The sequence below is a fragment of the Metabacillus hrfriensis genome (assembly GCF_030127205.1).
GTDB classification, from domain to species: Bacteria; Bacillota; Bacilli; order Bacillales; family Bacillaceae; genus Bacillus_P; species Bacillus_P dongyingensis.
Map to the genome: position 1 here is coordinate 4,606,209 of NZ_CP126116.1, position 23,335 is coordinate 4,629,543.

24 protein-coding genes are annotated in these 23,335 nt (G+C 43.1%); 2 read left to right on the forward strand and 22 right to left on the reverse strand.

The annotated features are described in order from the left end of the window. Positions 1–556: 556 nt before the first annotated feature. The 13 genes from hisIE to hprK all read right to left on the reverse strand — a co-directional run bounded on the left by hisIE (position 557) and on the right by hprK (position 11,212). The gene (gene hisIE / locus QLQ22_RS22860; protein ID WP_284015630.1) at positions 557–1,189 is read right to left on the reverse strand and encodes a bifunctional phosphoribosyl-AMP cyclohydrolase/phosphoribosyl-ATP diphosphatase HisIE; all 633 of its coding nucleotides are present in this window, start codon (positions 1,187–1,189) and stop codon (positions 557–559) included. Beyond that, positions 1,186–1,944 (reverse strand): imidazole glycerol phosphate synthase subunit HisF, encoded by a 759-nt coding sequence (gene hisF / locus QLQ22_RS22865; protein ID WP_223438301.1) that lies wholly within the window; start codon positions 1,942–1,944, stop codon positions 1,186–1,188. The genes hisIE and hisF overlap by 4 nt, the downstream gene beginning before the upstream one ends. Beyond that, positions 1,941–2,678, reverse strand: a complete 738-nt coding sequence (hisA, locus tag QLQ22_RS22870) for a 1-(5-phosphoribosyl)-5-[(5-phosphoribosylamino)methylideneamino]imidazole-4-carboxamide isomerase (RefSeq protein ID WP_252207516.1) — start codon at positions 2,676–2,678, stop codon at positions 1,941–1,943. Before hisA ends, hisF begins: the two co-directional genes overlap by 4 nt. Next, on the reverse strand, positions 2,675–3,310 hold the full coding sequence (gene hisH / locus QLQ22_RS22875) for an imidazole glycerol phosphate synthase subunit HisH (RefSeq protein WP_223438304.1): 636 nt from the start codon (positions 3,308–3,310) through the stop codon (positions 2,675–2,677). Before hisH ends, hisA begins: the two co-directional genes overlap by 4 nt. Further along, positions 3,311–3,898, reverse strand: a complete 588-nt coding sequence (gene hisB, locus QLQ22_RS22880) for an imidazoleglycerol-phosphate dehydratase HisB (RefSeq protein ID WP_284015631.1) — start codon at positions 3,896–3,898, stop codon at positions 3,311–3,313. It lies immediately after the preceding gene. Positions 3,899–3,910: 12 nt separating this feature from the next. Then, entirely contained in the window at positions 3,911–5,179 is a 1,269-nt protein-coding gene (gene hisD, locus QLQ22_RS22885) for a histidinol dehydrogenase (RefSeq protein ID WP_223438312.1), read from the reverse strand. Next, positions 5,176–5,817 carry an ATP phosphoribosyltransferase gene (gene hisG, locus QLQ22_RS22890; protein ID WP_223438313.1) on the reverse strand — a complete coding sequence of 214 codons (642 nt, stop codon included), beginning with the start codon at positions 5,815–5,817 and terminating at the stop codon, positions 5,176–5,178. The genes hisD and hisG overlap by 4 nt, the downstream gene beginning before the upstream one ends. After that, a complete protein-coding gene (locus tag QLQ22_RS22895; RefSeq protein ID WP_284016933.1) occupies positions 5,810–6,985 on the reverse strand; it encodes an ATP phosphoribosyltransferase regulatory subunit in 1,176 nt (391 codons plus the stop codon). Before QLQ22_RS22895 ends, hisG begins: the two co-directional genes overlap by 8 nt. A 346-nt stretch (positions 6,986–7,331) precedes the next feature. After that, positions 7,332–7,844, reverse strand: a complete 513-nt coding sequence (locus QLQ22_RS22900) for an acyltransferase (protein ID WP_223438317.1) — start codon at positions 7,842–7,844, stop codon at positions 7,332–7,334. Positions 7,845–7,846: 2 nt separating this feature from the next. Next, a complete protein-coding gene (gene ppaX / locus QLQ22_RS22905; RefSeq protein WP_223438319.1) occupies positions 7,847–8,488 on the reverse strand; it encodes a pyrophosphatase PpaX in 642 nt (213 codons plus the stop codon). Beyond that, on the reverse strand, positions 8,478–9,428 hold the full coding sequence (locus tag QLQ22_RS22910; protein WP_284015632.1) for a nucleoside recognition domain-containing protein: 951 nt from the start codon (positions 9,426–9,428) through the stop codon (positions 8,478–8,480). The genes ppaX and QLQ22_RS22910 overlap by 11 nt, the downstream gene beginning before the upstream one ends. 4 nt (positions 9,429–9,432) lie before the next feature. Continuing rightward, positions 9,433–10,251 carry a prolipoprotein diacylglyceryl transferase gene (gene lgt, locus QLQ22_RS22915; RefSeq protein WP_223438323.1) on the reverse strand — a complete coding sequence of 273 codons (819 nt, stop codon included), beginning with the start codon at positions 10,249–10,251 and terminating at the stop codon, positions 9,433–9,435. 25 nt (positions 10,252–10,276) lie between these two features. Continuing rightward, the gene (gene hprK, locus QLQ22_RS22920; RefSeq protein ID WP_223438326.1) at positions 10,277–11,212 is read right to left on the reverse strand and encodes an HPr(Ser) kinase/phosphatase; all 936 of its coding nucleotides are present in this window, start codon (positions 11,210–11,212) and stop codon (positions 10,277–10,279) included. 211 nt (positions 11,213–11,423) lie between these two features. On the opposite strand from hprK, the gene QLQ22_RS22925 reads away from it, so the two are divergent. After that, the gene (locus QLQ22_RS22925; protein WP_284015633.1) at positions 11,424–12,131 is read left to right on the forward strand and encodes an N-acetylmuramoyl-L-alanine amidase; all 708 of its coding nucleotides are present in this window, start codon (positions 11,424–11,426) and stop codon (positions 12,129–12,131) included. A gap of 34 nt (positions 12,132–12,165) precedes the next feature. Here the strand turns inward: QLQ22_RS22925 and QLQ22_RS22930 are convergent, their stop codons facing one another. Continuing rightward, on the reverse strand, positions 12,166–13,068 hold the full coding sequence (locus tag QLQ22_RS22930; RefSeq protein WP_284015634.1) for a metallophosphoesterase: 903 nt from the start codon (positions 13,066–13,068) through the stop codon (positions 12,166–12,168). A 111-nt stretch (positions 13,069–13,179) separates the two neighbouring features. On the opposite strand from QLQ22_RS22930, the gene mscL reads away from it, so the two are divergent. Then, on the forward strand, positions 13,180–13,569 hold the full coding sequence (gene mscL, locus QLQ22_RS22935) for a large conductance mechanosensitive channel protein MscL (protein ID WP_223438333.1): 390 nt from the start codon (positions 13,180–13,182) through the stop codon (positions 13,567–13,569). Positions 13,570–13,698: 129 nt separating this feature from the next. Here the strand turns inward: mscL and QLQ22_RS22940 are convergent, their stop codons facing one another. From QLQ22_RS22940 to QLQ22_RS22975, 8 genes are all read right to left on the reverse strand, one after another. Further along, positions 13,699–14,067 carry a phage holin family protein gene (locus QLQ22_RS22940; RefSeq protein ID WP_223438334.1) on the reverse strand — a complete coding sequence of 123 codons (369 nt, stop codon included), beginning with the start codon at positions 14,065–14,067 and terminating at the stop codon, positions 13,699–13,701. Then, the gene (locus QLQ22_RS22945; RefSeq protein WP_223438335.1) at positions 14,060–14,269 is read right to left on the reverse strand and encodes a PspC domain-containing protein; all 210 of its coding nucleotides are present in this window, start codon (positions 14,267–14,269) and stop codon (positions 14,060–14,062) included. Before QLQ22_RS22945 ends, QLQ22_RS22940 begins: the two co-directional genes overlap by 8 nt. 6 nt (positions 14,270–14,275) lie before the next feature. Beyond that, positions 14,276–15,364: a DUF4097 family beta strand repeat-containing protein gene (locus tag QLQ22_RS22950; RefSeq protein WP_284015635.1), complete on the reverse strand. Its 1,089-nt coding sequence runs from the start codon at positions 15,362–15,364 to the stop codon at positions 14,276–14,278. Positions 15,365–15,438: 74 nt separating this feature from the next. Then, positions 15,439–15,759 (reverse strand): magnetosome magnetite crystal formation protein family, encoded by a 321-nt coding sequence (locus QLQ22_RS22955; protein ID WP_223438338.1) that lies wholly within the window; start codon positions 15,757–15,759, stop codon positions 15,439–15,441. A 200-nt stretch (positions 15,760–15,959) separates the two neighbouring features. Next, positions 15,960–18,836 carry an excinuclease ABC subunit UvrA gene (uvrA, locus tag QLQ22_RS22960; protein ID WP_223438340.1) on the reverse strand — a complete coding sequence of 959 codons (2,877 nt, stop codon included), beginning with the start codon at positions 18,834–18,836 and terminating at the stop codon, positions 15,960–15,962. 7 nt (positions 18,837–18,843) lie between these two features. Continuing rightward, positions 18,844–20,826, reverse strand: a complete 1,983-nt coding sequence (gene uvrB / locus QLQ22_RS22965; RefSeq protein ID WP_223438343.1) for an excinuclease ABC subunit UvrB — start codon at positions 20,824–20,826, stop codon at positions 18,844–18,846. Between the two features lie 480 nt (positions 20,827–21,306). Continuing rightward, positions 21,307–21,546: a CsbA family protein gene (locus QLQ22_RS22970; RefSeq protein ID WP_223438345.1), complete on the reverse strand. Its 240-nt coding sequence runs from the start codon at positions 21,544–21,546 to the stop codon at positions 21,307–21,309. A gap of 15 nt (positions 21,547–21,561) precedes the next feature. Next, positions 21,562–23,151 carry a peptide chain release factor 3 gene (locus QLQ22_RS22975; RefSeq protein ID WP_223438354.1) on the reverse strand — a complete coding sequence of 530 codons (1,590 nt, stop codon included), beginning with the start codon at positions 23,149–23,151 and terminating at the stop codon, positions 21,562–21,564. Positions 23,152–23,335 lie beyond the last annotated feature (184 nt).

Consider the following 23,335-nt stretch of genomic DNA (forward strand, 5'->3'; position numbering starts at 1 on the left):
GCTTAGGCAAAATGGCGGTGCGGCAAACAGAATTGATGGAGATATTTGAGCGGTTTGAAGAAAAGGAGTTTTATAAAAATACGGTGCTGGATCTATGAGGGACCAGATTGGTTTTCTATATAGAAATGCAGTTTATGAGGTTTTTAATTAAGAGAAAATGGCAGATCTATTGATGAGCGAGCAGAAAATGACCTCGGGGTTGCATATACCCTGCTTGAGCGAGCACAAATATGGCCGGCCAAGTTTTTCTTCTGTCTTCACCAGCATTTAACCCCTAAATACTCAACTGCGTCGAGTAAAAAGCAGATAAGAAGGTGAGCATGGAAAATCTATGTGCACATTTTTCAGGGTAGAGGCATTTTTTTGCTCCATTCACTTGTTTTGTCGCGCTTTTTTCAGGATGAAGGCCATTTTTCTGCTCCATATCACCCTTTGATGCACTTTTTTCAAGCTTGAGACGTTTTTCCTGCTCTATTCTGCGGCTTTAATGCACTTTTTTAGGATAGAGCTGGTTTTTTACTCATAAGAAAAAGCCCTCAAGACGAGGGCTCTTCCATTATTTTTTCGTTATATGACGCTCTTCCAATACATTTAACACTTCATCAAACGGAAGTTTTTGTTCGCGGAGCAGCACCATTAAGTGGAATAATAGATCAGCAGCTTCCCATTTTAATTCATCCGCATCGCGGTTTTTGGCTGAGATGATGACTTCTGATGCTTCCTCTCCAACTTTTTTCAGGATTTTATCGACGCCTTCTGTAAACAGGTACGTGGTATAAGAGCCTTCAGGCATTTCTGCTTCACGTTCGGCGATCAATTTTTCCAGTGTGTTCAGGATTTCAAAGCGTTCGCCCTGGGCTTGCCTGGAATCTCCAAACACGTTTTCTGAAAAACAAGAGTATGAGCCAGTATGACACGCAGGGCCGGCAGGTCTTACCAATACGAGCAGGGCATCCTGGTCGCAATCGTATTTTAAACCAACCACTTCCTGAGTATTGCCTGAAGTTGCCCCTTTGTTCCAAAGCTCCTGTCTGGAACGGCTGTAAAACCATGTTTCTTTTGTTTCAATTGTTTTTTGCAAAGATTCCTCATTCATATAAGCTAGAGTAAGAACTTCTTTGCTGACTGCATCCTGAACGATTGCAGGGACTAAGCCATTTTGATCAAACTTTGCCGATTGCAGATTCATCTGACATTCACTCCCTGCGTTTTTAAGTAATCTTTAACTTCTTTTACTGACGTCTCTTTATAGTGGAAAATAGAAGCTGCAAGGGCAGCATCCGCTTTTCCTTCTAAGAATGCCTCTGCGAAATGTTCAGCGTTCCCTGCACCCCCTGAAGCAATAACAGGAACGGTAACGGCTTCACTCACCATTTTATTTAAAGTTAGGTCGAATCCTCTTTTTTCACCGTCGCTGTTCATGCTTGTGAGCAGAATTTCGCCTGCGCCGCGCTTAACTGCTTCTCTGGCCCAGTCTGTTACTTCCCACTCTGTTTCTTTTCGTCCGCCATGTGTGTACACCATATATTTGCCGGTTTCTTCAGTAAACCTTGCGTCAATGGCTACAACAATGCATTGGGAGCCAAAGAATCGTGCACCTTCTGAAATCAGTTCAGGGCGCATCACTGCTGATGTATTGACGGAAACTTTGTCAGCACCTGCACGAAGAATTTTTTTCATGTCGGTAAGCGAATTGATGCCGCCTCCCACTGTAAAGGGGATCGCAAGCTGCGCTGCGACACGTTCAACCACATCCACCATTGTTTTTCTGCCTTCGTGAGAAGCAGATATATCCAAAAAGACAAGCTCATCTGCGCCCTCTTTGTCATAGAAGGTGGCAAGCTCAACAGGATCCCCAGCATCTCTCAGTCCTAAAAATTGAATGCCTTTTACTACCCTTCCGTCTTTTACATCAAGACAGGGAATGATTCGTTTTGTAATCATGCCCGCACCACCTCTTCTAAGGCTTGTGCAAGATCGAATTGATTTGTGTAGAGCGCTTTTCCTACAATTGCACCTGCTACTCCTTCTTTTTGAAAAGCAGCAAGCTCCACCAAATCATTCAGAGAGCTGACTCCGCCTGATGCAATCACATCTTTGCCGGTAGCCTTCGCCATTTCGCGCACAGCTTCAATGTTAGGTCCTGATAACATGCCGTCTGTTGCAATATCGGTGAAAATAAACACCTCTGCACCTGCAGCAGCAAGCTCCACGCCAAGATCAGCAGCCTTTACGGTTGACGTCTCAATCCACCCTTCAGTAGAAACATAGCCGTCCTTCGCATCAATTCCGATCGCAATTTTACTGCCATATTTCGCAAGCATTTTTTTCACGAAATCAGGATTTGAGATAGCAGAGCTTCCCAGGATAACGCGGGATACCCCATTTGAAAGGTAATACTCTACGTCTTCCTCCGTACGGATCCCTCCGCCTATTTGCACGTTTACATTCAGCTTTTCAGCGACCTCAAGAACATGATTGTCATTGACTCTTTTGCCGGCTTTGGCTCCATCCAGATCAACCATGTGGATCCATTTTGCCCCTTTATCAGCGAATACTTTTGCCATCTCGTAAGGTGAGTCGCCGTAAACTGTTTCTTTTGCATAATCGCCTTGTATAAGACGGACACATTTTCCTCCGCGCATATCGATTGCCGGATATATGATAAATTCACTCATGATTTCACCTTCTCTTCAACGATTTTGACGAAGTTTCTCAAAATGCCTATGCCTAAGTGACTGCTTTTTTCAGGATGAAATTGCGTGCCGAATATATTTTTTTCACCAACAACTGCGGGAACATCAACGCCATAATCGGCACTTGCAATCACGGTGCTGCTCTTTTCAGCCTTCACATAGTAAGAATGCACAAAATAGGAATAGCCTTCTTCAAGACCTTCGAGAAGATCGCTCTGCTGGTGCATGCGTAATCGATTCCAGCCCATGTGCGGCACTTTCAGCTGCTCTTTTTTCATCAGGTCTTCCGAAAAATGCACGACATTCCCTTTTAAAAGAGAGAGTCCTTCTGTTAAACCATTTTCCTCGCTCGAATCAAATAATAATTGCATACCTAAGCAAATACCAAGCAGCGGCTTCCCTTCACTAGCGATTTTCTGAATATAGTCCGTTAACTTTGTTTCATTTAAAATCGCCATTGCATCCTTAAAAGAGCCGACTCCAGGAAGAATATAGCCATCCGCTTTTTCAAGCTCTTCTGGGTTTTCCGAAATGAAATAGCCGATATTCAAGCGCTCAAGCGCTTTACTGACGCTGTATAAATTCCCCATGCCATAATCAATAATTCCAATCATTTATAACATTCCCTTCGTAGACGGGACTCCTTTAATCCGAGGGTCAATCGTTGATGCTTCGTCAAGCGCTCTGCCTAAGGCTTTGAAAACCGCTTCAATCATATGATGAGTGTTTCGTCCGTAGTGGACAATGACATGAAGATTGATGCGCGCTTCAAGTGCAAACTTCCATAGAAATTCATGTACAAGCTCTGTATCAAAGTTTCCTACTGTAGGACTTGGAAACTCGCCTTTCAATTCAAAGTGCGGGCGGTTGCTTAAATCAACTACTACCTGGGCAAGGGCTTCATCCATTGGAACCAATGCCTGACCATAGCGCTTAATTCCTCTTTTATCGCCTAATGCTTCTCTGAATGCCTGTCCAAGACAAATGCCGATATCTTCTGTCGTATGATGGCCATCAATCTCCGTATCTCCAATAGCCGCAACAGACAGATTAAATTGACCATGCTTTGCAAACAGATCAAGCATGTGGGTCATGAAAGGCACGCCTGTATTTAATTCAGAAATTCCATCTCCGTCAATTGAAAGAGAAAGGGAGATATCCGTTTCATTTGTTGTTCTTTGCAGACTTGATGTTCTTTCCATTGTCAGTTCCTCCTATTTTAAGCGCTCTTCAATAGCGCGTGCATGTGCTTCTAAGCCTTCTAAACGGGCAAATGCTGCAATCTTATGGGCAGAATTCTGAAATGCTTTTTCACTGTAAGAAATAATGCTGGATTTTTTCACAAAATCATCGACGTTCAGCGGACTTGAAAAACGGGCTGTGCCATTAGTAGGGAGCACATGATTCGGTCCTGCAAAATAGTCTCCAACAGGCTCTGAGCTATATCTTCCGAGGAAAATAGCGCCTGCGTGTCTAATGTTGTTCAGCAGCTCCATCGGATATTCTGTTAACACCTCAAGATGCTCCGGTGCGAGCTCGTTCACAGCGTTAATAGCTTCATCCATTGACTCTGCCACATAAATAAATCCGAATTGCTCAATCGAAGGACCTGCTATCTCTTTTCTCGGAAGAGTCTCAAGCTGCCGCGTGACTTCTGCTGATACGGATTCTGCAAGCTCCATTGAATCTGTTACAAGTACGCTTGAGGCAAGAACATCATGTTCAGCCTGGGACAGCAGATCGGCAGCCACTTCATTTGCTTTAGCAGTATGATCTGCTAAAACAACAATTTCACTTGGTCCGGCAATCATATCTATATCGACATCCCCAAATACTTCCCGCTTCGCAAGAGCAACATAGATATTTCCGGGACCAACAATTTTATCAACCGGCCTGATTGTTTCCGTTCCATATGCTAGTGCAGCTACTGCCTGGGCACCGCCTGATTTGTAGATTTCCCCGATACCAAGCTCTTTTGCAGCAACAAGTACTCCTGCAGGCAGCGTACCTTCCCTGTTTGGAGGAGAAATCAGAACAATTCGTTTTACCCCAGCCGTTTGTGCAGGGATGACATTCATTAAAACGGATGAAGGATAAGCGGCAGTGCCTCCAGGTACATATACCCCAACAGCATCAAGAGGAGTAATCTTCTGTCCGAGCATCGTTCCGTCCTCTTTATATGTAATCCAGGACTCACGTTTTTGTTTTTCATGGAAAAAACGGATATTTTCTGCTGCTTCCCTGATAATCTCAACTAAGTCCTGATCAAGCTCCTGATAAGCTGCCTCCACTTCCTTTTCAGACACTCTCAGACTTGACAAACTGACAGAATCGAATTTTTCCGCATAGGCGAAAAGAGAAGCATCACCTTTTTTCTTAACATCTCCAATGATGTTTTTAACAGCCTCTCTCTGTGCTTCTGTACCAGAGTCGATCGAACGCTTCAGAGAGGCAAAATTCCCCGATAATCTTTTAATTCTCATTTTGCTTCTCCTTCCACAACTTCTGATAATCGGCTGACCAGTTCATCAATCTGGGCATCCTTCATCCGGTAGCTGACAGGATTGACAATGAGTCTTGAAGTAATGCTGCAAATTCGTTCAAGTTCAACCAGACCGTTTTCTTTTAACGTTCTGCCCGTTGAGACAATATCGACAATGCGGTCAGCAAGGCCAATTAAAGGAGCAAGCTCAATCGAACCGTTCAGCTTGATGATTTCCACCTGTTCCCCCTGTTCGCGGAAATAAGAAGACGCCACACCAGGGTACTTTGTTGCAACCTTAGGGGCAACAACATCTGAGCCGCTCATGTTAGGCAAGCCAGCAACAGCCAAGTAGCAGTCACTTATTTTCAGATCCAGCACCTCATAAACATCACGCTCTTCCTCAAGCATGACATCCTTGCCCGCAATGCCAATGTCCGCAACTCCATGTTCAACATATGTTGTGACATCCATCGGCTTCGCTAAAATAAAACGCATGTTTTCAGCCGGAACTTCTAAAATAAGCTTTCTGGACTCATCGAATTCAGGCGGCAGCTTATATCCTGCTTTTCTGAGCAAGTTTGCTGCTTCATCAAATATTCTTCCTTTCGGCATCGCAATTGTAAGCATATTACCCATCCTGCTCTTCCTTTCTCGATCCAATAAAATAAGCTACATCGGCAAACTGCTTTGTATAGGCATCTACATCATTTACTCCGGATATATCCTGTAAAATCACTTTTTTCCCCTGTCCTCGAAGCTCATCTGCAGACTTCAGAGCCTCCATTCTTCTTTCCTGACTGTAAAGTACACAATGAATGTCAGGAGTCTCTTCCTGTTCTCCAAGAGATTCGATCAGCCTGTCTAAGCGGATTCCAAAGCCCGTTGCCGCTGCAGGTGTATCAAACCGTTCGAACAGCTGATTATAACGGCCGCCGTTTCCAAGCGGAAAGCCGACATTCCCTGCATAGACCTCAAATAAAACTCCTGTGTAATAGCTCATATGACTGACAAGATTTAGATCAAGCTTTACAGATTCCAGCACCCCAAAATCCTGAAGATGCGACCACAGCTTGCCAAGTTCTGCTGCAGCCTCTTTTCCTTCCCTGCTTGAAACCAGGTCGGCTGCAACTGCAAGCTGATCCTCTCCGCCTCTCAGCTGCAGAAGCTGAAGCAGCCTTCCTTTATCTATAGACGACAGCGGCAATGACTTCACATGCTCGCGATAGCCGACATAATTCTTTTCATATAAGTACCTTCTTAAAACATCTGCCCGCTCTTGATTTCCTAGAATCTCTTTAAATAGAGCATCCGCGTAACCTATATGTCCGATTGCGACCTTAAAATCCTGAAGACCTGCCTCTTTAAGAACGGCAATCATAAGTGCAATAACCTCTGCATCTCCGCTTGTTGTTGCATCGCCGATCAATTCAGTCCCAATTTGTTCAAATTCAGCAGGACGTCCGCCTTCACGCTGCTGCGCACGGAACACATTCGCATCATAAGCAAGTCTGAGCGGATAATTTTCCTTATAAAATCTTGAAGCCGCTACCCTTGCTATTGGTGCTGTCATATCAGGTCTAAGAACCAGCGTGTGCCCTTCCTGATCAAGCAGCTTAAACAGCTGTCCTTCAAGAATCGCTGACTGAACACCTACCGTATCGTAAAATTCAAGCGTTGGCGTTTCAATAAATTGAAAGCCCCATTTCTCTATTGCACCCGTCATTTTTTGACGAAGCTGTTTTTTCGTTTCATACAATAATGGCAATGTATCTCTCATCCCGAGAGGTTTTTCAAACATAAACATGCTGACTTGCACCTCTTTCACAAAAAGTTCCGAATCCTTTAGCTCGCTAATATAGTAACATGCTACCAAAATAAAGACAGGTTCGCAAGTATGAATATTCCTTATCATTCTCTTTCTTTGGCGAATTTCCTCTAAAAAGAAATGTTTAAACAAACGTTTGATTAGGTTTATTACGATGAAAATCGGGTAAATAAAAAGTATTATTTCCCCCCATTAACATAGAAAACCGGCCAAGCAGTAGTTGGCCGGTCTTTTTTTCGGACTAATTTGTTCTGAGGTTTAAATGCTTGCTGGCGAGTTAGAATGGCGAATAGGATCATTTGGATAAAATAAAAAGACACCAGCTCTAAAAGCTGGTGTCCCTCCGTTCCATCTCTTCCTTTGAAAAGATAACTCTCATCGGATTTCCGCCTACAAAGGCTCCTGCCGGAACATCTTTGTGGACGAGCGTTCCCGCTGAAACGACGGCTCCATCCCCGATTTCAACACCCGGCAGAACAGTGGAATTGGCACCGATCATGACTTCGTCACCGATGACAATGTCACCAAGTCTGTACTCGCGTATCAAATATTCATGCGCAAGCAGTGTCGTGTTGTAGCCAATCACCGTATTCCGGCCAACTTTGATTTTTTCAGGAAACATCACATCCAGCATGACCATCAGAGCAAATGATGTGTGCTTCCCCACCTTCATTCCGAGTAAACTCCGGTACATCCAACTCTTCAATGAAAGAAATGGGGTGTAGCGAGCCACCTGAATGACAATGAAGTTGCGGACGACCTTCCAAAATGGAACTGTTTTGTAAACATGCCAAAGTGAATTCGGGCCTTTAACAGGATATCTCGTTGTTTTTCTCACACTTATTCCGCTCCAAGCACGTTCAGTAAATCACTCATCTTGTTCAGCATGTAGTCAGGTTTAAACCCTTCTAGATACTTCACGCCTTTAATTGTCCAAGCCACACCGGCCGTTTTGGTGCCTGCTGCTTTTCCGGAATCAATATCATGGTGATTATCGCCGACCATAATCGCTTCCTCAGGAGAACTGTTGAGTTTTTCTAAAGCAAGCAGGACCGGTTCTGGATGCGGCTTTGCGTTTTTAACATCATCAAGTGTCACGACCGTTTCGAAAAACTGGCCAAGACCCGTGAGCTTAAGACCCATATTCACGGTATCACGTATTTTAGTTGTAACAATGCCAAGCTTATAGCCCTTTTCGTGGAGTGCCTGAACTGTTTCATAAACCGTTTCAAATTGAGTAACCAATTGATCGTGCTGATCATGATTAAACTTCCTGTAGGTGCTGATCATTTCATCGACACGAAGCGGATCCATTTTTACAAACGTTTCATGAAGGGTAGGTCCTAGAAACGGCAGGACATCCTCGCGTCCATATTGATTCGGATAATAGAGATTCAGCGTATGCAGGAAAGATTCTATGATTAAATCGTTTGTATTAATTAAAGTTCCATCCAAATCAAACAGTACCGTGTTAATTCTCATAAGTTGCTTCCTTTCTGTTTGTATGTTCAAATCGGCTCCAAATCGCTCCTACTGCCATTGTCAGAATGACCGCTGTTACAATCCGGATCAATAACAGAGGCAGCACCGGGATGCCAAGCGGCACAAAAATCAGGGTATCCTCCACTACAGCATGACAGGAGACAAGAAAAATAAAGGCGAGCGTTAAATCTTTATAGCTGACCCCGTCTTCTTCCGCTGCCTGAATCATGACCCCAGCTCCGTATGCAAGCCCTATCGTTAAACCGGCAACCATTGTCATGGAGGTGTTTTCATTCATTCCGAGCATCCTTGTAACAGGTGCCATCCATCTTGAAAAAACAGTTAAAAAACCTTTATCTTTAAGCACCTGGATGATAATCATCAGCGGTATTACAATTAAGGCGAGCTGCACAATGCCAAGACCTGCTTTCTGAACAGCACTTAAACCAATTTCAACATAGCCGGACGGATCGGCTGTATTCTTTGGAATAAACCCATACTGTGCCGTTTCCTGTCCGCCCTGCCATAGCAGATTGATCATAATAGCAGAGCTGACCGCAAGCCCAATCCTTACAGCAAGAATGATCCAAAGCTTGATTCCCACCTTTGCAGCAACCGTTGATTCAATAATCAAGTTATGTGAGAACGAAAGCATAACAGCTAAAATAAACACTTCCTTAACAGATAGATCAAGTGTCAGGATTGCTGCTATACCAGCATACAAATTCAGCATGTTCCCAAGCACCAGCGGAATAGCGGCTTCACCTGATAAACCGAAAATTCCCATGACCGGCTGAATAAGCTTGATCAGCCACGGAAGAACCGGTGTGTGCTGAAGAAGACTCACAATCAAGGTAACCGGAAAAATAACCTTGCCAAGCGTCCAAGTTGTTTGAAGCCCTGCCTGAAGTCCTTTTTTTAAGCTATTAATCAGAAACATCCCCTTACTCAGCTGATTCTAAGTACCTTTCCTTTGAATATCCTTTGACTCTCCTGATAATTAATACTGCAGCCGCAAGCGCAATTAATACTAGAGAAATAACTTGTGCAACCCGCAGCGATTCCGTCAGCATCAAGCTATCGGTACGCATACTTTCAATGAAAAAGCGTCCGATTGAATACCAGATGATGTAGGTGAGGAAAAGCTCTCCCCTGCGCAAATTGGCTTTTCTGAGAAGCATAAGTCCGGCAAAGCCGACAAGGCTCCACAGAGATTCATATAAAAACGTCGGATGATAGTAAGCACCATTAATGTACATTTGATTGATGATGAACTCTGGCAGAAACAATCCTTCTAAAAATTGACGGGTTACCTCGCCGCCATGGGCTTCTTGATTAATAAAGTTTCCCCAGCGTCCGATGGCCTGCCCAAGGATGATGCTCGGAGCTCCAATATCAGCAAGCTTCCAAAACGAGATCCCTTTCACCTTTGCAAAGATATAGCCTGTTACAAATGCCCCAATTAATCCGCCATGAATGGCCAGGCCCCCGTTCCATATCTTCACGATATCTCCCGGGTTTTGTGAGTAATAATCCCACTGAAAAATCACATAATAAATACGCGCACAAATAATCGCGATTGGAATGGCAAACAGCACTAAATCTACAAACGTATCTTTATGAAGTCCTCTCCGCTCACTTTCACGGACAGCAAGCCAAAGACCAAGCAAAGCTCCTATCCCGATAATCAAGCCATACCAATGCACCTGAATGGGTCCAAGCTCAAGAAAAACCGGATCGATAGGCGTAAAATTTTCCTCCATTGTCTCTATTCCCCCTTAACGATGATTATGCGTCGTCATGCTCAGTATCTGTTATGACATCTGTTAATTTATTTGTGAATTGTTCAGCAGCATTCAGACCCATGCGTTTTAATCTGAAGTTCATAGCCGCCACTTCAATGATGACCGCTAAGTTTCGTCCAGGGCGGACAGGCACAGTTAACTTAGGAACATCTGTGTCGATAATTTTCATTTTCTCTTCATCAAGGCCCAATCTGTCATATTGCTTCTTTGGATCCCAGATTTCAAGATCAATAATCAGGGTAATCCGTTTATAACTGCGGACTGCGCCTGCGCCAAATAACGTCATCACATTAATGATGCCAAGCCCGCGGATTTCTAAGAGATGCTCAATTAAGTCTGGTGCATTTCCGATCAATGTATCCTGATCCTCTTGGCGGATCTCGACACAGTCATCTGCAACTAAACGATGGCCTCGCTTTACAAGTTCAAGAGCCGTTTCACTTTTACCGACTCCGCTTTTGCCGACAATCAGCACACCTACGCCGTAGACGTCTACTAAAACGCCGTGAACTGCAGTGGTGGGAGCAAGCTTTCCTTCTAAAAAGTTCGTCAGATGACTTGATAGACGGGTTGTTTTTAAAGGAGAACGAAGCAGCGGAACAGACTTTTCTTCTGAAGCGTCTATTAACTCCTGCGGGATCTCCATTTCGCGTGAAACGATAATAGCCGGTGTTGAATCTGTACATAGCTGATCCATCCGGTTTCTCTTTTCCTCATCTGTCAGCTTTTGGAAAAACGTCAGCTCTGTTTTTCCGAGTATTTGCACGCGTTCTTTCGGGTAATATGTAAAAAAGCCAGCCATTTCAAGCCCTGGGCGGGACAAATCGCTTGTTGTAATGGGACGATTAATTCCTTCTTCACCGCTGATCAGCTCTAAATGGAATTTTTCAATTAAATCTTTCGTTCGAACTTTTGCCATCCTTCTGCTCCTCCTTTTTCTTTCAAGGGGTACCAATAAAATCCTCTCTTATTTTAGCACTTTTACATATTAAACGGAAACGGGGAATCCTTTACCGGCAATTTAATCTTTCTTTCCTATTTTTTAAAAAACATAGGACAATCACCGCTACTCTATTGCACATCCTGCAATATATTAGTAGGGTAAAGACCAATTAATAGGAGGACTGTACGTGAAGATTGCAATTGACGCCGGACATGGTTACACAACATCCGGCAAAAGAACGCCAGACGGTATGAGAGAATATGAATTTAATCGTGCTGCAGCAAATGAAATGAGGGACCTTCTCGCTGGATATGAAAATGTTTCAATCCTTTTCACTCACTCAGACACACATGATGTCCCGCTGAAAGAGAGAACGGATAAGGCCAATGCTGCAAAAGCAGATGTGTTTGTATCCATTCATGCCAATGCATTTGGAAAAGGCACAGCATGGAATAATGTAAAGGGCATTGAAACGTATGCTCACGATTCAAAACCACAGGAGTCCTTTGCTCTTGCGGAAGCGGTTCAGAAGAAGCTGATTGAAAAAACAAAACGGGAGGACCGGGGGGTTAAGCTTGCCAACTTCCATGTCTTGCGGGAAACCAATATGACGGCGATTTTAATTGAGTGCGGCTTTATGACAAATCAAGAGGAAGCACAGGCTTTAAAATCTGCCGCTTACCGCAAAACATGTGCGCAAGCTATTGTCGAAGCACTTGCTGCCTTTTATAAGCTTAAGAAAAAGCCGGCACCCGACCCAGCTCCTGCTCCGTCTCCTGAACCGGAAAAATTGTACAAAGTGCAAGTCGGTGCATTTGCAGAAAAAGAAAACGCCGTGGCCCTGGCCAATGAATTAAAAAATAGAGGCTACAGCGTCATCGTGCTTTACGAATAAAAGAGTAGAGACAGTATATTTCTTACAACTGTCTCTACTCTTTTAATTTTAAAAGAAACCTCTCCTTGGGCAGGTGCTTTTTAGGCCGGAATTTATTCAAGTATGGAGAATAAGTATCAACCTGAATTTCCTTTTGACTTGCCTTAAAAAATAGAAGACGCATAAAACCGTTGCCGCCATGCTTTTCAGCCTGATAATTCGCAAGCATCTGAAAAACTCTTTGCTCCTCAGAGAGGCGGGTTTCTAAAAAACCCGTTCCGTAATAATGACCGGATAAAACCATTTTCACGTTTGGGTTTTTCAAAACGACTTTCTGAAAAAGTTCTTCTCCTGCAGGACTTCTCTCATTTTTATAATTCAAATAATCATGAAAAGCTAAAATCGCCGTGTGATTCCGGTAATCCTTAAGTACCTTATTCATCCAATTAAGAGCACTGCGATTTACATCCCATCCCATATAAATCATGATATATGGCTGATTGTGGATCGTCAGAAGATCATAGTGGCCGCGGTTATTTTCAAAAGAGCCGCCGTAAAAAGGCTGCCGAATAAAACGATGATAGCCGAAATGATCTGTAAACACCTTATAAGGCTGTTCTGTATGAACCAAATCATGGTTCCCTGCCAAAACACCATATGGAATTCTCGTCATATCAAGCATTTTCAGTATTTGATCGGTTCTTTCCCATTGCACATCATCATTAGCATGATCCACCAGATCACCTGTATGAAAAACATATTGAATATTATATTTGTCCCGGTTTTCAATAATCCACTGTATTTGTTTAATCATGATTTCCGGATAGTTTTTTGCGTAATATTGAGTATCTGATAGCCAAACAATCGTCACATCGCCATCTTCAAATGAAAATTTTGCGTACGCAGGAGTTGTAAATAGACAAAGCAGCAGGACTGCCGCAATAAGAGTTTTTTTCATAACCTTCACCCATTTTTAGCGTACCCATCTAGCGTGTCCTTATGTTCACGATTTACATTTATGATCATTGGTCTATACTAGATATGGAAACCAAAACAAGGAGACATACATATGCTGAATGAATTTAAGAAGTTTGCCATAAAGGGCAACGTTATTGATCTGGCTGTCGGGGTCATAATCGGAACTGCATTCGGAAAGATTGTCACTTCTCTTGTGAATGACATTGTGATGCCGTTGATCGGGATCCTGCTCGGAGGAGTAAATCTTTCGGGGCTCCAATATACATTTAGAGATGCCCCTTTAAAATACGGAGTATTTCTGCAGACCGTTCTCGATTTCTTTATAATTGCTTTTTCCGTGTTTTTATTCATTCGATTCTTTGAACGGTTTAAGCGAAAAGACGAGCAAAAGCCTGTGCCTACATTAACAAATGAAGAGAAGCTGCTGACGGAAATCCGTGATTTGCTGAAAAAGGATGTACATGAGGAAAGAGAATTTTAGAAAGAAAAGCGCAAACGCCTTGATATGACCGAGGATCTAGACGCTCCGAGCTAAACCAAGGATGCTGAAAGCTATATAAATTCCGGCTTAAACAAAAAAGGCAGGATCCATGGGATCCGGCCTTTTTTTCTATTTCTTTTTACTTTCTTTAAGGGGTTCTATGACACCTTTTTGAATCAGCAAATGGAGCAGAGAAATAACAATAGAAGCTAAAATCGCTGTGCCAAAACCATCAATGTTAAAGGAGTCTCCCATTATCCCCTGCGCGATCATCAGAGTAATCGCATTGATGACAAACAGGAAGAGTCCAAGCGTCACCACCGTGACCGGCAAGGTCAGCAAGATGAGAAAAGGCTTCACTAAAACATTTAAAACAGATATAAGCAAGCTTGCAAGAATGGCGGCTCCTACACCGCTGATATGAAACGATTCAAAGTACCCTGATACAACAATCAGTATGAGGGCATTGACCAAAATACTGATGGCCCATCTAATCATGCTTAATGACATCTCCCTCATTCGGTACGATGAAGATCATAATCAAGTAAATAAGACCGAATGGGAAAAAGGCAGTGGTGAGCAGCAAAATTACAAATAAAATCCGGAGCAATGTTACGTCCATGCTTAAGTAATCGGCCAATCCGCCAATGACACCGCCAACCATTTTTTTAGATCTGGATCTATATAATTTCTTTTTCATATTGAATTACCTCTCTTTTAATAGAATAGACCCTGTTTTAGAATCTGCAAAAACAGACATCGTTTGTTCACCTGCTGTATTTGATTTAACCCTCAGTTCCTTTTGAATCGTTTCATTCTTCTCAAAAAGCACCTCAAGATCTTTTAAATCAGCAGCTACTGAACCTAAATTTGATTTAAGTTCCCCATTAATTTTCACGTTTTCCGGAACATAAACGTCCACGTTTCCAGTGGCTGTTTTAGCATACAGAGTATGACATCCTTCGTCCTCAAGCTTAACGACGATATTTCCATTAAAGCTTTGAACATCAATTCTCTCGCTTTTCCCGTTTAATTGGATGAGCCCATTTATTGTTTCCGCTTCAGTATGGGCTGCCTCGATGTTTGTCAGGCGGATTTGACCATTTGCTGTTTCAGCTTCTATTTTTTCACCCTTGAAATTCAGAACAGTAATAACACCATTTGCCGTTTTCGCATTAAAATCCCTTACGTTTAAATCTTCCCCTCTGATCGGCCCATTAAACAGCTTAATTTTAACAAGCTCATACTGCTGTTCAGGAACATACAGGGTCATATTGATTTTTACTGTTTTCTTTTCAGTGTAAAAACGGAACTTCGAACCGTCCACTGTGCAATCAACATTTTGCATAAAGGTTTCTCTTGCAAGCTCCTGATTCTCCTCACGGAATACTTTTGCATCACATTCGACGCGAACATCGTTTTGTGTCCATGCCTGCAGATTCACACTTCCGTTGATTAATTGAATATCAAAATCCCGGATATCAGCATCTTTGAACTGATATATGTGCTGAACATTGAGAGAACCGCCAAAGTTCAAATCAAGATCAAGCTCCTTTACCTTCTTCACTGCTGTTTCAATGAAAGTCACAAGCTTTGCGGGAAGAGAAGATTGTGAGGATTTCTCTTTTTCAACAAAAGCATCTTTTGAAAAAACATCTGCAGACATCGACGTCATCATTTCGCTTTCTTTATGACTATACTCCTCTTCCAGCTTTTCAATGAGTGTCAGTGCTTCACTTGCCGACAGCTTTCCCTGTTCAACTAGATCCAAAATGCGTTTTCTTTGTTCCTTCACTTTTTCCATCCCCCAGTATTTGAGTATGTATTTGAAAAGAAAAGCCTTGAGCAAGAAACCCAAAGCCTTTGTGATTAAACCGTTTTTAAAATTTTAATACCCTGTACAATGTTATAAATAAACGCAACAAGGTTCACTATGCCAATCAGGATAAATCCAAAAATGACAACTCCGAATGCAAAAGCTTCTGGTGCACCAGACATTCCTGCAAACAAAATCATAAAGAACGGTACAATAATTGTTACGATTGGAATGATATGTGACAGCAATGATTTTTTCGCATGCTGCTTCACTTCACGCTCATCAGAGATAAAGTAGACGATAATCGGAAATAAAAACGGTGCGAAAAAAATACTGAAATAGCATAATGATGAGAGCAATTTATTTGTATTCAATTTATTTCAACTCCTTATAACAAGTATACGATTGAGTAATAGATAAGTTTCATTAAATTTCTGTGAGCAGTTAGAATATCAACCGATTTTCAGGAATTATCTGCCTGTTTTTTAATTAATCGTTGAAATTAAAAGATTTTTCAGCCAAACAGCGTTTACCGCAAAAAGACCCTTAACTGAATGTGTTAAGGGTCTCTCATTTATGCTTTAGCTACAGCTTCTTTTTCCTTGATTGCCTTTTTCATCCGGTCGCGGTCTCTTGTTAAGATAGGCTTTAAATACTTCCCTGTATATGAACCTTCTACCTTAGCAACTTGTTCCGGAGTTCCCGTTGCGACGATTTGCCCGCCGTGATCTCCGCCTTCCGGTCCAAGATCGATTAGATAATCGGCTGCTTTAATGACATCAAGATTATGCTCAATCACTAAAACAGTATCTCCATTCTCGACGAGACGCTGAAGCACTTTCAGGAGTCTTGCAATGTCGTCTACATGCAACCCGGTTGTCGGTTCATCCAGAATGTAAAGGGAACGTCCTGTTGAACGGCGATGCAGCTCTGAAGCAAGCTTCACACGCTGCGCTTCTCCTCCAGACAGCGTTGTTGCAGGCTGACCAAGTGTAATGTAGCCGAGGCCAACATCATAAATGGTTTGGAGCTTTCGGCTGATTTTTGGAATATTTTCGAAGAATCCCACTGCATCTTCTACGGTCATTTCTAAAATGTCAGCAATGTTTTTGTTTTTGTATTTCACTTCAAGAGTTTCGCGGTTATACCGTTTTCCATGGCAGACCTCGCATGGCACATAGACATCAGGAAGGAAATGCATTTCAATCTTGATGATTCCATCACCTCGGCATGCCTCGCAGCGTCCGCCTTTTACGTTAAAGCTAAATCGGCCTTTTTTATAGCCGCGCACCTTCGCTTCGTTTGTTGTAGCAAAGACGTCGCGAATATCATCAAAAACACCTGTATAAGTCGCAGGGTTGGAACGGGGTGTCCGTCCGATTGGCGATTGATCGATATCGATCACCTTATCAAGCTCTTCAATTCCTTTAATTTCTTTGTGCTCGCCAGGCTTCGTTTTTGCTTTGTTCAGCTTTTGAGCAAGAGATTTATGAAGGATTTCGTTTACAAGCGTACTTTTACCAGATCCCGATACGCCTGTAACGGCCACAAATGTGCCAAGCGGAAACTTCGTTGAAACGTTTTTCAGGTTATTTTCGCTTGCGCCCTTTATCTCGATGAAACGTCCATCCGGCTTCCGGCGTTCAACCGGCAGGGGAATGAATTTTTTGCCTGATAAGTATTGTCCGGTTAATGAATTCTTATCATTCATCACGTATTCAGGTGTCCCTTCAGAAATAATCTCCCCTCCGTGAACCCCTGCACCGGGACCTATATCAATTAAATAATCCGCAGCAAGCATCGTGTCTTCATCATGTTCAACAACGATCAGAGTATTCCCGATATCCCTCATGCTTTGGAGCGTTTGAATCAGCCTGTCATTGTCACGCTGATGAAGCCCGATAGAAGGCTCGTCAAGTATATACAGAACACCTGTTAATCTTGAACCAATCTGAGTAGCAAGCCTGATTCGCTGAGCCTCCCCGCCTGAGAGTGTTCCTGCAGCACGGCTCAAAGACAGGTAATCAAGACCGACATTGTTTAAAAAGCCAAGCCTCTCTTCAAGCTCTCTTAAAATCAGTCTTGCAATCTGCATTTCTTTTTCCGTAAGATTGACCTTTTCAAAGAAATCGATTGCTTCATGAACAGATAAAGAAGTGACATTTCCAATGTGATTGCCATCAACAAGCACAGACAGGCTTTCTTTTTTTAAACGATGCCCTTTACACTTAGGGCATGCCTGCTGAGCCATATATTTTTCCATCTGCTCACGGATGTAGTCTGAGCTTGTTTCTTTATAGCGGCGCTCTACGTTGCGGATGACGCCTTCAAACAGAATATAATTTTCACGCACCTGACCGAAGTCATTTTCATAGCGGAAGTAAATTTCATCGTTTCCGCTGCCGTATAAAACCTTGTCCAGCAAGTGGGATGGGATTTCTTTTACAGGAACATCCATCGGGATGCCGTAATGATTGCACACAGCCTCAAGCAGCTGAGGGTAATATTGAGAGCTCGTAGGTTCCCATGGTGCCAGCGCATGCTGCTTTAATGATAAATCCTTGTTTGGAAGTACTAAGTCTACATCGACTTCAAGCTTCGTTCCAAGGCCGTCACACTCATTACATGCGCCAAACGGACTGTTGAACGAAAACATTCTCGGTTCCAGCTCGCCGATTGAAAATCCGCAAAGCGGACAAGCGTGATGCTCACTGAAAAGAAGCTCTTCTTCTCCAATTACATCAATCATGACTCTGCCTTCACCAAGGCCAAGTGCAGCTTCAAGGGAATCTGCAAGGCGCGCAGCGATTCCTTCTTTAATGACGATCCGGTCAATCACTACCTCAATGCTGTGTTTCTTGTTTTTCTCAAGAGTGATCTCATCACCGATCTCCATCATTTCCCCGTTTACGCGAACCCTGACATAACCTTGCTTTTTGATATCTTCAAACACCTTTGCATGTGTTCCTTTTCGGCCGGAGACAATCGGTGCAAGCACCTGAAGCTTTGTTCGCTCAGGATACTCTAAAATCCGGTCGACCATTTGCTCAATCGTCTGTGATGAGATTTCAATGTCATGATTCGGACAGGTCGGTCTGCCGACACGCGCAAAAAGAAGTCTCAGGTAGTCATAGATTTCTGTCACGGTCCCTACCGTTGAACGAGGATTTCGGCTCGTTGTTTTCTGATCTATAGAAATCGCCGGTGAAAGTCCTTCAATTGAATCAACGTCCGGTTTATCCATTTGACCAAGAAACTGCCGGGCATAAGCAGAAAGAGATTCAACATATCTGCGCTGGCCTTCTGCATAAATCGTATCAAACGCAAGCGACGATTTTCCTGAACCGGATAAGCCAGTCAGAACAACAAGCTTATCCCGCGGAATCGTCACATCTATATTTTTTAAATTGTGAGCTCGCGCACCTTTCACAATAATTTTATCAATAGCCATTCTAGTTTCATCCTTCCGCTTTTAGCTCTAAAATCAGATCGCGAAGCTCAGCTGCACGCTCGAAGTTCAAGCCTTTTGCTGCCTCTTTCATCTCTGCTTCCATTTGTCCGATCACCTTTTCGCGTTCTTTCTTCGTCAGCTTGCCGAGCTTTGGAACTTGTGCATCGAATTCTTCCCCGTCCTCTGGTGCAATCGTAGCCCGTATACCCTCGCGAATTTTTTTCTGTATCGTTTTTGGCTCAATGCCATGTTTTTTATTAAAAGCCTCCTGCGTTTCACGGCGCCGTTTCGTTTCATTCAATGCAATTTCCATTGATTTGGTCATTTTGTCAGCATACATAATAACGTGTCCATTTGAGTTTCTTGCCGCACGTCCAATAGTCTGGATCAGCGATCTCTCAGATCTCAGGAACCCTTCCTTGTCTGCATCCAAAATAGCAACTAGGGATACTTCAGGAATATCAAGACCTTCTCTTAAAAGGTTGATTCCGACTAGAACGTCATACTTACCAAGCCGCAGCTCACGGATGATTTCAATCCGCTCCAGTGTTTTGATTTCAGAATGCAGGTAGTTAACTTTGATGCCTATGTCCTTCAGATAATCCGTCAGGTCCTCCGACATTTTCTTCGTTAATGTTGTGATAAGGACACGTTCATTGCGTTCTGTCCTTGCCTGAATTTCCCCAATCAGGTCATCAATCTGACCCTGAATCGGTCTCACATCAATTGTCGGGTCAAGAAGTCCTGTCGGGCGAATGATTTGCTGAACCATTTCAGGTGTATGGTCAAGCTCATACGGGCCAGGAGTAGCCGATACAAACAGGATGTTATTGATATGCTTTTCAAACTCGTCAAATTGAAGCGGACGGTTATCTTTCGCTGAAGGCAGGCGGAACCCGTGGTCAACGAGAACCTGTTTTCTTGCCTGGTCACCGTTATACATCCCTCTGATCTGAGGCATGGTAACGTGGGACTCATCCACGACAATCATGAAATCTTCAGGAAAGAAATCAAGCAATGTATAAGGAGTGGAACCTGCCGGGCGAAGCGTCAGGTGTCTTGAGTAGTTTTCAATTCCTGAACAAAAGCCCATTTCCCGCATCATTTCAAGATCATAGCGGGTACGCTGTTCAAGGCGCTGCGCTTCTAACAGCTTTCCATTCTCATGAAGCTCTTTCAGCCGTTCATCAAGCTCCTGTTCAATATTTGTAATCGCAACCTTCAGCTTTTCCTCGCGGGTGACGAAGTGGGATGCAGGGAAGATCGAGACATGCTCGCGTTCTCCTTTGATTTCGCCTGTTAAAGCATCCACTTCTCTAATACGGTCAATTTCATCGCCGAAAAACTCAACCCTGATGCACTGCTCATCTCTTGAAGCAGGAAAAATCTCGACTACATCACCGCGCACTCTGAACGTCCCGCGTTTAAAGTCGATATCATTTCTTTCATACTGCACATCAACAAGTCTTCTGAGCAGCTGATTGCGTTCAATCTCCATGCCTGTGCGAAGAGAAACCACCAGATCACGGTATTCTTCAGGTGAACCCAAGCCGTAAATGCACGAGACACTCGCGATGATAATAACATCCCTACGCTCAAATAAAGAGGCTGTTGCGGAGTGTCTGAGCTTATCTATTTCATCATTAATGCTTGCGTCTTTTTCGATGAATGTATCGGTCTGCGGCACATAGGCCTCCGGCTGATAATAATCATAGTAGCTGACGAAGTATTCTACTGCGTTATTTGGAAAAAACTCTTTAAATTCGCTGTATAATTGTCCTGCCAATGTTTTATTATGAGCAATAATCAGCGTCGGTTTGTTTACTTCCTGGATGACGTTTGAAACGGTGAACGTCTTCCCTGTACCTGTAGCACCAAGAAGCGTCTGATGCTTCTTCCCTTCTTTTATGCCCTGGACTAGCTTTTTTATCGCCTCGGGCTGATCGCCCTCTGGCTTATAATTCGAGATTAAATCAAAACGATCGCTCAACAGGAGGACCTCCATTCATATGTAATCAGTATTTATATTTTACCATAAACAGGTGGAAAATCACCAAAAATACGAACTATAGTTCGCATATTTCTTTCGACATTTTGATTCTATCATTATCGCCGGATTTTTCTATTTAAATGCCTGGCTTATCTTTTTCATTACCTTTTTTGGGCGGCTGGTAAACCGAGAGCAACCTCACGCCCAGCAATTTAGTACCCGCTTACTGTTAAAAGTGCTCTTTTCAACAAGCAGGACTTTCCCAACATATTCCGAGACTTTCTAACTTTATTCCAAGACTTTTAAAATTAATTCCGAGACTTTACGGATTAATTACGAGACTTACCAAAATAATCCCGTACAAATGTGAACAACTGCTTATGACCGTGGAGTTGGGCGATGGAGCTAATCATAAATGCTGGAAACTATACAAATTATGGTGTAAAAAAAACCCGCTCCCAAAGGGAACAGGTTCAAATCTCAATTCGTTTTTTCACGTCTTGTGCGTCTTGCCATTTTCGCAGCATACAAAAATCCTGCGGCGACAGATATCGCATCCAGTACTATGATAATCCATGATTCCATATACCCTTTCGAATAAGCTGCAGCTAAAAGAGCAATGGTCAGGACAGTCGCAACGTAGTGATTATATGAGACTCTGGCAAACAAAGTCAAAATAATAAAAGGCAGAGTCAGGGCCAGAACGGCTTTTAGTAACATGGAATCAGCTCCTGCTTACTTCTCTGAAGCAGAAAAGCTTTGGTAGTCGTTTTCCTGCAGAAGATCGATAAGTTCAATCTCTTTATGATTTTCTTTAAAATGCCTGAAGGTAAAATCATTTTCAAAGAGGACAGCATATTGATCATTGCGGTCGCGCACGAGCAGGCTTCTTGAATCAAAGAAACGTTTTTCGAATTTTTCATTGCCGATCCATCTTGGGATGCGGTCGCCCATAGGAACAAATTCGATCTCAACGTTGTACTCGGCTCTCATACGGTATTCAAATACCTCATATTGAAGCTGTCCGACAGCGCCAAGGATGATGTCGTCCGTTGAATCCTGACGGAAATACTGAATGGCCCCTTCTTGAACCAGCTGGTCAATTCCTTTACGGAACTGCTTTGCCTTCATGACGTTTTTCACGCGCACCTTTTTAAACATCTCCGGCGGGAACTGCGGAAGCTCATCATAATGATAGCCTTCTTTTCCGACCGTCAGTGTATCACCGATTTGGTAAACGTTCGGATCATAGATTCCGATGATGTCGCCAGCGAATGCTTCATCAACCGTTTCTCGGTCTTTAGCCATAAACACCTGCGTCTGGTTCAGCTTAAGCGTTTTATTCGTTCTGCTCAGCTGTACGCTCATGCCGCGCTCAAATCGTCCGGAGCACACCCGAAGAAAGGCAATGCGGTCGCGGTGGGCAGGGTTCATGTTGGCTTGAATTTTAAAGATATAGCCAGAGAATTCTTCTGTCTCAGGTGCAATGAAGCCCTGATTTGTTCTTCTCGGCTGCGGAGGAACGGCATACTGTAAAAACACATCAAAAAATGATTTTACACCAAAGTTTGCAAGCGCACTTCCGAAGAAAACAGGGGTTAATTCCCCGCGTTTAACGCGGTCAGCGTCGAATTGATTGCCTGCTTCCTCAAGAAGTTCAAGCTCATCCTTCGTTTCCAAATAAGTTGGATGACTCCCAATTTCGGTTGCATCTACTTCATCTGAAGGAATTATCTCTTCCTGCTCGTTTCCTTTAAATTGAACGACTGTATGCTGCTCGCGGTCAATAATCCCAAGGAATCGCTTGCCCATGCCAATCGGCCAGTTCATTGGATAGGATTCAATTCCAAGTACTTCCTCAATTTCAGAAAGAAGCTCAAGCGGATCTTTTCCTTCGCGGTCCAGCTTATTAATAAATGTAAAAATAGGGATGCCTCTCATGCGGCAGACTTTGAAAAGCTTGATCGTTTGAGGCTCGACCCCTTTTGTAGAGTCGATGATCATTACTACGCTGTCTACTGCCGTAAGCGTACGGTATGTGTCTTCACTGAAATCTTCATGTCCTGGAGTGTCCAGAATGTTTACGTGGAAATCATGGTATGGAAAGCTCATAACACTTGATGTAACAGAAATTCCGCGTTTCTTTTCAATTTCCATCCAGTCAGAAGCCGCAAATTTGCCGGTCTTCTTCCCTTTAACCGTACCTGCTTCACGGATGACTTTACCGAAATATAATAATTTCTCTGTTAACGTCGTCTTTCCCGCATCCGGATGGGAGATGATGGCGAAAGTCCGTCTCTTTGATATTTCTTTATCTATGTTCATTTACATTACCCTCACAAAGTTTACTTCGTTTGAAATATATCATATTTGGAGCAATAGAACAATTTCACTCTGGACTTTCTCATGCTTACACAGGTGCTGTAAAAAAGAGCACATTCACTGCAGCCATCACTAGCGCACCGATAATAATAAATGCTGTATCCTTCTTCTTCATGTTTTTTTCCTC